The sequence below is a fragment of the Pseudomonas azerbaijanorientalis genome (assembly GCF_019139795.1).
Taxonomy (GTDB): domain Bacteria; phylum Pseudomonadota; class Gammaproteobacteria; order Pseudomonadales; family Pseudomonadaceae; genus Aquipseudomonas; species Aquipseudomonas laurylsulfatiphila.
The window spans coordinates 5,244,551-5,257,521 of record NZ_CP077078.1 but is presented as its reverse complement, the minus strand read 5'-3'; the positions used below and the strand labels follow the sequence as shown (position 1 = coordinate 5,257,521).

15 protein-coding genes are annotated in these 12,971 nt (G+C 58.2%); 5 read left to right on the top strand and 10 right to left on the bottom strand.

From position 1 onward, the window contains the following. Positions 1-33 precede the first annotated feature (33 nt). The gene (locus KSS91_RS23510; protein ID WP_217836275.1) at positions 34-744 is read right to left on the bottom strand and encodes a hypothetical protein; all 711 of its coding nucleotides are present in this window, start codon (positions 742-744) and stop codon (positions 34-36) included. Positions 745-1,216: 472 nt separating this feature from the next. Here KSS91_RS23510 and KSS91_RS23505 point away from each other — a divergent pair, with 472 nt between their 5' ends. Further along, a complete protein-coding gene (locus KSS91_RS23505) occupies positions 1,217-1,843 on the top strand; it encodes a response regulator transcription factor (protein WP_007972324.1) in 627 nt (208 codons plus the stop codon). Positions 1,844-1,923: 80 nt separating this feature from the next. Here KSS91_RS23505 and KSS91_RS23500 read toward each other — a convergent pair whose 3' ends face one another. The 8 genes from KSS91_RS23500 to metG form a co-directional block, all read right to left on the bottom strand. After that, positions 1,924-2,103, bottom strand: coding sequence for a PA3496 family putative envelope integrity protein (locus KSS91_RS23500; protein WP_007972325.1), 180 nt, complete (start codon positions 2,101-2,103; stop codon positions 1,924-1,926). 106 nt (positions 2,104-2,209) lie between these two features. Continuing rightward, positions 2,210-2,848, bottom strand: coding sequence for an endonuclease III (gene nth, locus KSS91_RS23495; protein WP_007972326.1), 639 nt, complete (start codon positions 2,846-2,848; stop codon positions 2,210-2,212). 25 nt (positions 2,849-2,873) lie between these two features. Beyond that, the gene (locus KSS91_RS23490) at positions 2,874-3,458 is read right to left on the bottom strand and encodes an Rnf-Nqr domain containing protein (RefSeq protein ID WP_217836274.1); all 585 of its coding nucleotides are present in this window, start codon (positions 3,456-3,458) and stop codon (positions 2,874-2,876) included. Further along, positions 3,451-4,062, bottom strand: a complete 612-nt coding sequence (locus KSS91_RS23485; protein WP_217836273.1) for an RnfABCDGE type electron transport complex subunit G — start codon at positions 4,060-4,062, stop codon at positions 3,451-3,453. Before KSS91_RS23485 ends, KSS91_RS23490 begins: the two co-directional genes overlap by 8 nt. Further along, positions 4,059-5,045, bottom strand: a complete 987-nt coding sequence (locus KSS91_RS23480) for an RnfABCDGE type electron transport complex subunit D (RefSeq protein WP_217836272.1) — start codon at positions 5,043-5,045, stop codon at positions 4,059-4,061. Before KSS91_RS23480 ends, KSS91_RS23485 begins: the two co-directional genes overlap by 4 nt. Beyond that, complete coding sequence (gene rsxB / locus KSS91_RS23475; protein WP_217836271.1) at positions 5,032-6,045, bottom strand: electron transport complex subunit RsxB; 1,014 nt, start codon at positions 6,043-6,045, stop codon at positions 5,032-5,034. The genes KSS91_RS23480 and rsxB overlap by 14 nt, the downstream gene beginning before the upstream one ends. After that, complete coding sequence (locus tag KSS91_RS23470) at positions 6,042-6,611, bottom strand: electron transport complex protein RnfA (RefSeq protein WP_217836270.1); 570 nt, start codon at positions 6,609-6,611, stop codon at positions 6,042-6,044. The genes rsxB and KSS91_RS23470 overlap by 4 nt, the downstream gene beginning before the upstream one ends. A 108-nt stretch (positions 6,612-6,719) precedes the next feature. After that, positions 6,720-8,771 carry a methionine--tRNA ligase gene (gene metG / locus KSS91_RS23465; protein ID WP_095965459.1) on the bottom strand — a complete coding sequence of 684 codons (2,052 nt, stop codon included), beginning with the start codon at positions 8,769-8,771 and terminating at the stop codon, positions 6,720-6,722. Between the two features lie 222 nt (positions 8,772-8,993). Here metG and apbC point away from each other — a divergent pair, with 222 nt between their 5' ends. Then, positions 8,994-10,088 (top strand): iron-sulfur cluster carrier protein ApbC, encoded by a 1,095-nt coding sequence (gene apbC, locus KSS91_RS23460; protein ID WP_015096679.1) that lies wholly within the window; start codon positions 8,994-8,996, stop codon positions 10,086-10,088. 141 nt (positions 10,089-10,229) lie between these two features. Here apbC and KSS91_RS23455 read toward each other — a convergent pair whose 3' ends face one another. Continuing rightward, positions 10,230-10,988, bottom strand: coding sequence for an SDR family oxidoreductase (locus KSS91_RS23455; protein WP_217836269.1), 759 nt, complete (start codon positions 10,986-10,988; stop codon positions 10,230-10,232). Positions 10,989-11,154: 166 nt separating this feature from the next. Between KSS91_RS23455 and KSS91_RS23450 the strand changes: the two genes are divergently transcribed. From KSS91_RS23450 to KSS91_RS23440, 3 genes are all read left to right on the top strand, one after another. Beyond that, the gene (locus KSS91_RS23450; RefSeq protein ID WP_217836268.1) at positions 11,155-11,886 is read left to right on the top strand and encodes a HugZ family pyridoxamine 5'-phosphate oxidase; all 732 of its coding nucleotides are present in this window, start codon (positions 11,155-11,157) and stop codon (positions 11,884-11,886) included. Positions 11,887-11,952: 66 nt separating this feature from the next. Then, entirely contained in the window at positions 11,953-12,429 is a 477-nt protein-coding gene (locus KSS91_RS23445) for an FxsA family protein (protein WP_015096676.1), read from the top strand. Between the two features lie 248 nt (positions 12,430-12,677). Continuing rightward, positions 12,678-12,971, top strand: coding sequence for a co-chaperone GroES (locus KSS91_RS23440; RefSeq protein ID WP_007985847.1), 294 nt, complete (start codon positions 12,678-12,680; stop codon positions 12,969-12,971).

The following is a 12,971-nucleotide window of genomic DNA, read 5'->3' as shown; positions in this document are numbered from 1 at the left end:
CCTGTCTTTCTCCTTCCGATGGTCTGTCCTGTTCTACGCATTGTTGTTTGCCGGTTGGCCGGCTTGATCAATTACCGTCAACCTTTGCGAGACGGGATTGTAGGCAATGTAAAAGGCAGAGCAGTGCTTCCTGGTCTGTCTGGAATGTTTGAGCGCACTGGCCTTCAGTAAAGTCTCTGAAATGGCACTAGTGACAAACAGAATCACGTACGCCATTTTTTCCCGTGGCTTCTGGATTTTTTCCAGCAGCGTTTCAAATTCGACCTCCTTGTTCATACCGCGTGTATCAACGATGCACAGGTCTTTTACAAATTCCGGTAACTGAAGTTGATGCTGAACGAAGACGGTGCTGTGCAGACCAATCTCCGTTGGCGGGTCATGTGCACCGCAGGGCGACCGAGCTGGCTGCTGGCCATTCGATGGCCTTTCCAAAGCGGGATTCGCGGGCGACTTCCCGGACGCTTTTTTTTCCGACCGCCCAGCATCTTCCATCGCTTTCATGAAATGTTTTCCCTTTTCAAAGTCGGAAGGCGCATACAGTGACCGGTAGTTGAAGTTGAGTGTCGCGAAAAAAAGCAAAAGTAAATAAAACGGAAAGCTGATCAGAAACCAGACATAGAGTTCTCTTTCCTCTTGATCAAGGAAGGGGAGAGAAACGGCGGCCGAAGTTTCAGAGAGTGTTGCGAATATCGCAATGATTGTCATCGGGTTGGTGATTATCTTTCTGCCATGTTCTGTACTCATGTTGAATTCTCATTTTTTGAGTGTTTTTTTAAGTCTGTTTGATGAGACTGTTTTGGGTTTTTTTATGATTGCTGGTGGTGCTTTAATGATTGCTCAAAAAATATAATTCGCTGTAAGAGTAATTGGATGTCTGGCGTGTGATATTTCTGGTGTGAGTGTTGAGTGCGAAAATATAAGTTACGTTCTGGCGCAGAAGTAAATATTTGTGTTTGTCAGGGCCCGGTTGTTCACGCTGGCTTTTGGAAAATTCTGGTTGTAAATCGATAGGGCCGATTGCTGAAAACTGCGCCACCATGACGCCGATACAGTTTTCAATTCATTCCGCTCGAGGGATTTTTGTAGGAGAAATCCGTGTTGTTTGTAGGGTATGTCTCTTGGTGTGGGTGGTTGGAAGGGGCGACATGCCATGGGTGAAACGACTAGGCTATTGTGCGGGCTCTAAAAATTCGAACAGCGAAAATTGGACTTGCCCATGAATAAAGTGCTGATCGTGGATGATCACCCCGTCATTCGTCTTGCGGTACGTATGCTAATGGAACGTCATGGCTACGAAGTTATTGCAGAAACCGATAATGGTGTGGATGCACTGCAACTAGCCCGTGAACTTACGCCGGATATTGTCATTCTGGATATCGGGATTCCGAAGCTGGACGGATTGGAAGTCATCGCGCGTTTGTCTTCGACCTCAATGCCGATGAAAGTGCTGATCCTGACTTCCCAGGCGCCGGGGCATTTTTCCATGCGTTGCATGCAATCCGGTGCGGCCGGTTATGTCTGCAAACAACAAGACCTGACGGAGTTGCTCAGTGCAATAAAGGCCGTATTGTCAGGCTACAGTTACTTTCCCAATCAAGCCTTGCATACCGTGCGTTGCAGTTTGGGGAACGCCAGTGAGGCCGACATGGTTGATCGGTTGTCGGGGCGGGAAATGATGGTCCTGCAGCAGTTGGCCAGAGGGAAGACCAATAAGGAAATTGCCGATGGGATGTTTCTCAGCAATAAAACAGTCAGTACTTACAAGACCCGCCTGTTGCTCAAGCTCAATGCAAGGTCCTTGGTCGATTTGATCGAGCTGGCACAACGCAACGGTCTGGTGTGATGGCGTATCTTTGCGACAAGGGGCGTTTGTTGAAGTATGGCACTTAAAAAAAAGCCTCCGTTTCGGGAGGCTTTCAGGTGTCATAAGTCAAAATCGTAGTCGGCCAATTGCTTTTGCAGTCGGCGCTCCTCCAGCAGATTGTCGATGGTGCGGCGTTTGCTCAGATTAGTTTTCGCTACTTCAACCACCGGCTCGGCGTCATCGGTTTCGGCGGTGGTGAAGTCGTCTTCTACGTCCAATTGCTCTTTGCCAGTACTCATTTAGTTGCTCCAGGCTAAGAAGGCCTTTGGCGCTCCTTATATCGACAATCTCCCGGCGGGTAAAAAAGATTTTTTCAATCGACAATTCAATAATCCCAATAGCGCCTCAATCGTCGGAGGTTTTGTGCTTGTATTCGCACAAGTCCTCGATCCGGCAGCTTCCGCATCGGGGCTTGCGGGCGAGGCAGACATAGCGGCCGTGAAGGATCAGCCAGTGATGGGAGTCGAGCAGGTACTCCCTGGGCACGAATTTCATCAGTTTTTTCTCGACTTCCACCACATTTTTGCCGGGCGCAATGCCGGTACGGTTGCTGACCCTGAAAATGTGCGTGTCGACAGCCATGGTCAGCTGACGGAATGCGGTATTGAGTACCACATTGGCGGTTTTGCGGCCGACGCCGGGCAGCGCTTCCAGCTCTTCGCGAGTTTGCGGTACTTCACCGGCATGACGCTCGACCAGCAAGCGGCAGGTTTCGATCACGTTTTTCGCTTTGCTGTTGTACAGGCCGATGGTCTTGATGTACTCCGACAGTCCCTCGACACCCAGGGCATGGATCGCCGCCGGGGTATTGGCCACCGGGAACAGTTTGGCGGTGGCCTTGTTGACGCCGACGTCGGTCGACTGCGCCGAGAGAATCACGGCAATCAGCAATTCGAACGGTGAGGAATAGGCCAGTTCGGTCTTGGGTTCCGGGTTGTCTTCGTGCAGTCTGCGGAAAATTTCCAGACGTTTTGCGGCATTCATGGGCAGTGCGTTTCCTCGTAGGCAATCAATGTGTGGGATTGGGGCGCCAGGCCTGCCAGGCAGCGATCAGCAGTCCGAGCAGAATGAACCCGCCAGGGACCAATGTGGCCAGGCGCAGACCACCATCGGCCACCAGCACCCAGCCTTGCCAGTCAGTTTGCGTTGCACCGGACAGCCACGATAGTCGGTTTCCAAGGGTTGCGTTGCCGATGAGTTCGCGCAACAGTCCCATAGCGATCATCAACGTGACAAACAAGCCACTGAGTCGCAGGCGCTGGCGCCAGCCGTTCTGAAAGAACCCGGTGTGCTCCAGTACGACGCATTGCAAGGCGATCATGGCGCCATAAAACCCCAGATGCTGCTGCCATTGCAGCGACCAGACTTGTGCCGTGAGCTCCGCGCAACTGGTGAGCGTGGCGGCCAACAGAACGCTGGCCGGCAAGCGGGCAGCCGGGACCAGTCGGGATCGCAGGGCGCCCATGGCCGGACTGAACAACCAGGTCACCACCATGAACATCAGGCACAGGCCAAGTGCGGCCATCAGCGAGTGGGTGGCACCGATCAGCGGCGTCAGCATCAGTGCGTTGCGCAGAGTGGATGAGTTATCCATGGGCAGGGTTCCCGAGCAGTTGTTGCCGGTGTTCATCAAAGTAGCGCAAGGCATCGTGCACGGCATTGATCACTGCTCTTGAGGTGATGGTCGCGCCTGCGATCTGATCGAACTGCCCCTGATCCTTTTTTAGCGCCCAACCGCTGTCACCGGGCTCTGTTCGGGATTTTCCGGAAAAAATCTGCAGCCAGCCATTGGGCCAGTCGGCGATCCGTGCCCCCAGCCCAGGTGTTTCCGCCTGTTTGAGGGTTTTGACGCCCAGCAACCTGCCATTGGCATCGACAGCGATCATTAGCTCGATGGCACCGGTGTAGCCGAGGGTTTGACTGCGCAGCAACACCGCGACGGGGCGGTCGCCCCGTGTCGCCAGGTAGCCACCCAGCAAGGTGCTGTCTGCCAGGGTGGTTGTATCGATCCTGATGGGGTGGTCGAGTGGTTGATTGTCGTAGCTGTCTGAAGGTATGAGGTCCAGCAGATTCTGGCTGTCGAGCAGACGCTGTTCGGCTGCAATGCGCGGCGCGCTGCCGAGTTGCACGAAGTACGTCACGCCCATGCCCAGTGCGGCCAAAAACACCAGAAGCGTGATGCTTGATGCCCGGCTCATGACACCTCCGGCTGTTGTCTGGCTGCCACGAACCGCTCCAGCGCCGGCACACACAGGTTCATCATCAACACTGCAAAGGCGATGCCGTCCGGATAGCCGCCCCAGGTACGAATCAGATAAGTCAGGAGCCCGACGCCGACGCCGAACAGCAGTTTTGCTCCAGGGCTTCTGGCGCCAGATACCGGTTCGGTGATGATAAAGAACGCCCCGAGCATGGTTGCACCGGTCAGCAGGTGGAACAGCGGCGAGCCATGGGAGTCGGAGCCCGACCCGTTCCAGCACAACAGGCTGATGACGAACAGGCTGGCCAGCATGCCGACCGGTGCATGCCAGCTGATCACCCTTCGTTGCAGGAGAAACATTCCGCCCGCCAGAAACGCCAGGTTGACCCACTCCACACCGCGTCCACCGTAGTGGCCGAATGCCGGATTGCCGGCAAACAGTTCATCCATGGTCAGGCTTTTGTTGACCCGCAGGCTGTCCAGTGCCGTGGCCTGCACCCACGCATCCGGTGCCTGGCCGACACCGAACACTTGCTGCAAGCCACTCAACAGGTCCATGCCATGGGGCGATGGCCAATGGGTCATGGGTTGGGGAAAGGCCACCAGCACCAAAGCAAACCCGAGCATCGCCGGGTTGAAGGGATTTGAGCCGACGCCGCCATACAGGTGCTTGCCAAAGATCATCGCAAAGGCTGTAGCACTAAGGGGCAGCCACCATGGGCAGTAAGGCGGCAGCGCCAGAGCCAGCAAGGTGGCACTGACCAGCGCGCTACCGTCACTCAGGGTTGGCCTCAGCGGTTGCTTGCGCCATTGCACGATGGCAGCTTCAATGGCCAGCGCAGCAGCGGCCGCCAGAACCAGGTTGATCAACACGCCCCAGCCGTATAGCCAGAACGCTGCGAGCACTCCCGGCAGCACGGCCAGCAGCACCAGCTTCATGGCCTGCTGCAGGCGCTCATCAACGGTTTCAAGGGCTGGCATGGGCGTTCACCTGGCGTTCGGCTTCGCCGAGTGCGCGCTCCAGGGCTTCGATTTGCTCCGCCGGTGCTTCGTTGGCCTGAGCCTTCTTGAGTTCGGCACGGCGCATGGCCAACTGGATCTTGGCCCGCTTCAGATCGGCATCATTTGACGACACCGTTGCGACCGTCGGCGCAGTGGCAGGTGGCGCGGCGCTTTCCAGTTGCACCAGGTTTTGTTCGGCGTCTTCGAACTGCTGTTGCAGGACAATCAACTGCGATTGCTGTTCGTAGGTCGGTGGATGTCCGAAGGCTTTCAGCGATTTGTGCAGCTGTGCCCGACTCATCGCCACATCGATCTTCGCCTTTTTCAGCGCGGCATCGGCAGTGGCGGCTTTCTGTGCGCGGACGCGCTCGAGGGCGGCCTGTACCGGGTCGACTGCCGCTTCGCTAGGTTGCGTGGCACGTTGCCGGGCTTGGCGTTCGGCGATTTTCTGTTGCTCTTCGCGCTGCAAGCGGGCATTGCGTTGTTCGAAGCGGCGCCGCGCGTGATCGCGCTTGAGGGCACGGGCCTGCTGCGCTTGCGGTGTGAGGGCCAGCCCCCCGACAACCGGCAATACAGTGTCCAGCGGCAGTGGACGCATTTCGATGCAGTCCACCGGGCACGGTGCTACGCAGAGGTCGCAACCGGTGCATTCATCAATGATCACCGTGTGCATCAGTTTGGCCGCCCCAACGATGGCATCGACCGGGCAGGCCTGAATGCACTTGGTGCAACCGATACACTCGGCTTCGCGGATATAGGCAATCTGCGCAGGTGCCGAGCCGCGAGTGATGTCCAGCTCCAGCACCGGTACCTTCAGCAACTCGGCCAGCGCCGCGATGGTTTCGTTGCCGCCGGGCGGGCACTTGTTGATCGGCTCGCCGCTGGCAATGCCTTCGGCGTACGGTTTGCACCCGGGGTGGCCGCATTTGCCGCATTGGGTTTGCGGCAAGAGTGCGTCGATGCTTTGAATCAGACTCATGTTTTGATCAATCCGCTGAATCCGAGAAAAACCACTGCGATCAGGCCGGCACCGATCAGGTCGATCGGCAGGCCACGAAAGGGCAGGGGCACATCGTTGTCGAGTGTGCGTTGTCGCAGGTCCTGGAACAGACTCAGCACCAGCCAGAATCCCAGGCCGGCACCCAGGCTCAGGGCCGTGGCGTGAAACAATCCTTTATCTTCCTGGGCATTGAGCAGCGCCACCCCGAGCACACCAGCGTTACCCAGCAGCAATGGCCAGAGTCCCTCGAATGTCAGCGTCGAAAATAACCGTGCCAGCACGGTCAGTAACGGAGCGATCAGCAATACACTCAATGGCAGGAACACGAACAGGCGCAGCGACGTCAGTTGCAATGGGACCAGCAGCCAGTGGTAGAGCGCATAGCCGAGGATGCCGACAATCAGCATCAGGCACGTGGTCGCAATGCCCAGCGCATGGATTTGCCGACGTTCGCTGCCCAATAGCGGATCGACGCCCAGCGGCCAGTGCAACACGAGGTTGTTGATCAGGGCTGCACTGATAAGCGTCAGAAGCGTTTCAGTCATGATCGTCCATATCCGATGCTGGATAACTCTGTGGGAGTCAGTATGGGCCAGACATGAAAATCCCACAGTCGCGTCAGGCGCGACTGTGGGATCGATTTGCCGCGGATCTTACTTGATGCGCTGACCCGGCTTGGCGCCGCTGTCAGGGCTGAGCAGGTAGATCTCTTCACCGCCAGGACCGGCTGCCATCACCATGCCTTCGGAGATGCCGAACTTCATTTTCCGTGGCTTGAGGTTGGCGATCATCATGGTCAGGCGGCCATCGAGCTTGGACGGATCCGGGTAGGCACTCTTGATCCCGGAGAACACGTTGCGTTGCTCGTCACCGATATCGAGGGTCAGGCGCAACAGCTTGTCGGCGCCTTCTACGTGTTCGGCCTTGACGATCAGCGCGACGCGCAAATCGACTGCCGCGAAGGTGTCGAACTCGATTTCCGGCGACAGAGGATCCTTGGCCAGTTCGCCATTGCCGGCAGGTGCGGCTTCGCCGGTGTCGGTCTGGCTGGCGGTCAGGTCTTCTTTCGAGGCGTCGGTCATGGCTTGTACCTTGACCGGGTCGATGCGGGTCATCAACGGCTTGAACTCGTTCAACTGATGGTTGGCGAGCAAGGTCGCGTGGTCGTTCCAGGTCAGCGGTGCGACGTTGAGGAACGCCTCGGCGTCGGCGGCCAGCAGCGGCAGCACAGGCTTGAGGAAGATCACCAACTGGCGGAACAGGTTGACGCCGGTGGCGCAGATCGCCTGGACTTCATCCTGCTTGCCTTCCTGCTTGTTCAGCGACCACGGAGCCTTGTCGGCGATCCAGGCGTTGGCGCGGTCGGCCAGGCCCATGATCTCACGCATGGCGCGGGCGAAGTCGCGGGCTTCGTAGGCATCGGCAATGCCTGGCGCGGCGGCCAGGAAGGCTTCGGTCAACTCAGGCGCGGCGTTGGTGTCGACCATCACGCCGGCATTGCCTTTGTGAATGAACCCGGCGCAACGGCTGGCGATGTTGACGACCTTGCCCACCAGGTCGGAGTTGACCTTCTGCACGAAATCCTCGAGGTTCAGGTCGAGGTCATCGACGCCACGGCCGAGCTTGGACGCGTAGTAATAGCGCAGGTATTCCGGCGACAGGTGATCCAGGTAGGTACGGGCCTTGATGAAGGTGCCGCGGGACTTGGACATCTTCTGGCCGTTGACGGTCAGGTAACCGTGCACATTGATCCCGGTCGGCTTGCGGTAGCCGGCGCCTTCGAGCATGGCTGGCCAGAACAGGGCGTGGAAGTTGACGATGTCCTTGCCGATGAAGTGGTACAGCTCGGCGGTGGAGTCCTTGCCCCAGAACGCGTCGAAGTCCAGTTCCGGCGTGCGGTTGCACAGGTTCTTGAAGCTGGCCATGTAGCCGATCGGCGCATCCAGCCACACGTAGAAGTACTTGCCCGGCTCGTCGGGGATCTCGAAACCGAAGTACGGCGCATCGCGGGAGATGTCCCACTGTTGCAGGCCGGCATCCAGCCATTCGGCGATCTTGTTGGCCACGGCATCCTGCAGGGTGCCGCTGCGGGTCCAGGTTTGCAGCATGGCCTGGAAGTCCGGGAGCTTGAAGAAGAAGTGCTGGGAATCCTTGAGCACCGGGGTGGCGCCGGAGATCGCCGACTTCGGATCCTTCAGGTCGGTTGGCGCGTAGGTCGCGCCGCATTTTTCGCAGTTGTCGCCGTACTGATCTTCGGTGCCGCATTTCGGGCAGGTGCCCTTGATGAAGCGGTCGGCCAGGAACATTTTCTTTTCCGGGTCGAAATACTGGGTGATCGAGCGCGTGGCGATGTGCCCGGCGTCACGCAGTTTCAGGTAGATCTGGCTCGACAGCTCACGGTTTTCTTCGGCGTGAGTGGAGTGGAAATTGTCGAAGTCGACCAGGAACTCGGCAAAGTCGGCGCTGTGTTCAGCCTGGACGTTGGCGATCAGTTGTTCCGGGGTGATGCCTTCCTTTTCCGCGCGCAGCATGATCGCCGAACCGTGGGCGTCGTCGGCGCAGACATAGATGCATTGATTGCCGCGGTGCTTCTGGAAGCGCACCCACATATCGGTCTGGATGTATTCCAGCATGTGGCCAAGATGGATCGAACCATTGGCATAGGGCAGGGCGCTGGTGACGAGGATCTTGCGTGGCTCGGACATGGGGCTCGGCTACTTGATGAAACGGAGGTCGGCCACTATAAAGCGCCGGCGCATATTTTTCATCCTGTGCACCTGTTTCATTGGATGAGTAACAGGAGAAAGATCAAAAGATCGCAGCCTTCGGCAGCTCCTGCAGGGGGCACTTGTAGGAGCTGCCGAAGGCTGCGATCTTTTGAGGTACGATACCCATCATCTTTTCCAGTCCCGTTTTCGGAGTTGCCCATGAGCGCCGTCAATCGCGCAGCGGTGGAAGCCGTCCTTCGCCAATACACCGACCCTTACCTGAACCAGGACCCGGTCAGCGCCGGGTGCGTGCGCAACATCGACATCCAGGGCGACCGCGTCAGCGTCCAGCTCGAATTGGGTTACGCCGCCGGTCTGTTCAAGAGCGGCTGGGCGCAGATGCTGGAAATGGCCATTCAAGGTCTGGATGGCGTGTCGAGTGCCAAAGTTGATATCACCAGCGTGATTGCCGCGCACAAGGCCCAGGCGCAGATCCCGGGGCTGGCCAACGTCAAGAACGTGGTTGCCGTGGCGTCCGGCAAGGGTGGCGTGGGCAAGTCCACCACCGCGGCCAACCTGGCCCTGGCCCTGGCCCGCGAAGGCGCCAAGGTCGGGATTCTCGATGCGGACATCTACGGTCCGAGCCAGGGCATCATGTTTGGTATCCCGGAGCGCACCCGACCTGAGGTCAAGGATCAGAAATGGTTCGTTCCGCTCAAGTCCCATGGCGTCGAAGTGATGTCCATGGCCTTCCTCACCGATGACAACACACCGATGGTCTGGCGTGGACCGATGGTCTCCGGCGCCTTGCTGCAACTGGTGACCCAAACTGCGTGGGGCGACCTGGATTACCTGGTCATCGACATGCCGCCGGGTACCGGTGACATCCAGCTGACCCTGGCGCAGAAAGTGCCGGTGGCCGGTGCAGTCATCGTGACTACTCCGCAGGACCTGGCCTTGCTGGACGCGCGCAAGGGCGTGGAAATGTTCCGCAAGGTCAACATTCCGGTGCTGGGCGTGGTGGAAAACATGGCCGTGCACATCTGCTCCAACTGCGGACATGCCGAGCATCTGTTCGGTGAGGGCGGTGGCGTGAAGCTGGCCAACCAGTATGGCGTCGAGCTGCTGGCCTCGTTGCCGCTGTCGATGGTCATCCGCGAACAGGCCGATGGCGGCAAGCCGACGGTGATCGCCGAGCCTGACAGCCAGATCGCCATGGTTTACCAGGAGCTGGCGCGTCATGTCGGTGCGCGGATCGTATTGCAGGAGGCTTTGACGCCGGCGATGCCGAATATCAGCATCAGCGACGATTGATGATCTGAAATGCTTTCCCCTGTGGGAGCGGCGGTGCGACGATTCGACTTGCTCGCGAATGCGGTATGTCATTCAACAAATGGTTGACTGATCTAACGCATTCGCGAGCAAGCCCGCTCCCACATTTGTTTTGTGGTGCCTTTAGATCCGCAACCCGCCATCCATCTCCAGAATCCGACCGGTGTAATAGTCGTTCTCGAAGATGTAAGCCGCCGAATGGGCGATCTCTTCCGGCTTGCCCATGCGCTTGAGCGGAATGCCGGCGGTCATTTTTTCCAGCGCATCAGGCTTCATGCCCAGGGTCATTTCGGTTTCGATGAAGCCCGGTGCAATGCCGGCCACGCGAATGCCGTAGCGCGCCAGTTCCTTGGCCCAGGTCACGGTCGCCGCAGCGACACCGGCCTTGGCCGCCGAGTAGTTGGTCTGGCCGACGTTGCCGGCACGGGAAATCGACGAGATATTGATGATCGCGCCGCTGTTGTTCAGCTCGACCATTTTCGCTGCGACTTCACGGGTGCACAGGAACACGCCGGTCAGGTTGACGTCGATGACTGCCTGCCACTGGGCCAGGCTCATCTTGGTCATTTCGCCATCCTTGACCTTGAGCAACAGGCCGTCACGCAGGATCCCGGCATTGTTGATCAGGCCGTGGATCGCGCCGAAATCTTCGGCAACCTGGGCAACCATGTGGGTCACTTGCTCTTCGTTGGCGACGTTACACAAGTAAGCGCGGGCTTCGACACCCTTGGCCTTGCAGGCCGCGACGGCAGCGTCGAGCTTTTCCTGGTTGAGGTCGACCAGGGCGAGTTTCGCGCCCTTGCCGGCGAAATACTCGGCCATGGAACGACCTAAACCCTGGCAACCGCCAGTGATAATGATTACTTTGTCAGTGAGTTGCATTCGCATGTCCCCCGGTAGCAGGTCTGAGTGGTTTCCTTGTAGAGAGCCTCTCGATCTGCGCCTGACGTGGCCCGGCTACACATGAGAACTGCCCCCGATGGCATGCTGGGACTTTCACCAGCAGCTTGTCCGTTTTTATGACGGATTCTATCTAAGGAGTCATAAATTGAGCGTTGAAGCGGCTAAGCATGCACGAGAATTGCTCCTCAAGGAATACCGTGGAGTGCTCTCGACGCACTCCAAGTCAATGCCCGGTTTTCCGTTCGGCTCTGTGGTTCCGTACTGCCTGGACGAGCAGGGCCGGCCGCTGATCCTGATCAGCCGCATCGCCCAGCACACCCATAACCTGCAGAAAGACCCGAAATGCTCGCTGTTCGTGGGCGAGCGTGGGGCTGAGGATGTCCAGGCCGTTGGTCGCCTGACCTATCTGGCGCAAGCGCAGCAACTCGAAGACGAAGCCGCCATCGAAGCCGCTTCCGAGCGTTACTACCGCTATTTCCCGGACTCGCAGGGTTATCACAAGGCCCACGATTTCGACTTCTGGGTACTCAAGCCGGTGCGCCACCGTTACATCGGCGGTTTTGGCGCGATTCATTGGGTCAACGACCTGACCCTGGCCAACCCGTTCGCCGGCAAGGCCGAACTGAGCATGGTCGAGCACATGAACGCGGATCACGCCAAGGCCATCGCCCATTACGTCGAGCTGGCCGGTCTGCCGAACAACGTGCCGGCGCAAATGGCCGGTATCGATACCGAAGGCATGCACCTGCGTATCGGCCAGAGCCTGTACTGGTTGCCGTTTCAAGCGCCTTGTAATACGCCGACACAAGTCCGCGAAGCCTTGGTTTCTCTGGCTCACGCTGATCATTGGCCGAAAAATGAAGTGGCCGACGCTTGAATTCACGAAACGGCGACGTCATCTAAGGTGAACTGGCAAGGCATTCTTGCGTTGAGGAACCATTTGATGCGCCCTTTTTTGTTGCTCTTTCTGCTGTTCCCGGTGTTGGAGCTGTTCGTATTCGTCAAGGTGGCAGGGTCCATCGGGTTTTTCCCGGCCCTGCTGCTGATCATTCTCGGTTCGATGTTCGGTGTGTTCGTGCTGCGCATCGCCGGCCTGGCCACGGCCCTGCGTGCCCGTGAAAGCCTGAACCGCGGCGAGTTGCCGGCCCAGACCATGCTCGAAGGCCTGATGCTGGCATTGGCCGGTGGACTGCTGATTCTTCCGGGTTTCATCAGCGATGTGATCGGCCTGTTCCTGCTGCTGCCGTTCAGTCGCCGTCTGCTGGCGGGCAAGATGCGCCAGCGCGCCGAAGAGCAGGCCATGCGTCAGCGAGCGTTCGCCGACGACCTGCAGGCACGCGGCGGTCCAGCCCCCCGCGAACCGTTGGGGCGTGAACCGAATGTGATCGAAGGCGAGTTCGAACACCGCGATACCAAGTAATACGCCCATCGACACGGCACCTTCGGGTGCCGTGTTCGTTTGCGGGGCATCGACCTGAAAAATTTTCGCTACCCGCCCTTGTAATAAGCTTATGCGCCCTTATGTAACGGTCACCGCAAGGTTTCTGGCGAACACGCCAGACAGACTTCCGCGGTTCGCTTGACGAACCGCAACCGGCACCGCCGGCCTTTGTTAAACCCGCCGGGACTACACCGGCCGATGAAAACCACAATTAGGAGAGATCGACAATGAAGCTTCGTCCTCTGCATGACCGCGTCGTCATCCGTCGCAGCGAAGAAGAAAAGAAAACCGCTGGCGGTATCGTCCTGCCAGGTTCGGCTGCTGAAAAAGCCAACAGCGGCGAAATCCTCGCTGTAGGCACCGGCCGCGTACTGGAAAACGGTGAAGTGCGTGCACTGTCCGTGAAAGTGGGCGACAAGGTTGTGTTCGGTCCTTACTCCGGCAGCAACACTGTGAAAGTCGACGGCGAAGACCTGCTGGTAATGAGCGAGAACGAAATCCTCGCTGTTATCGAAGGCTGA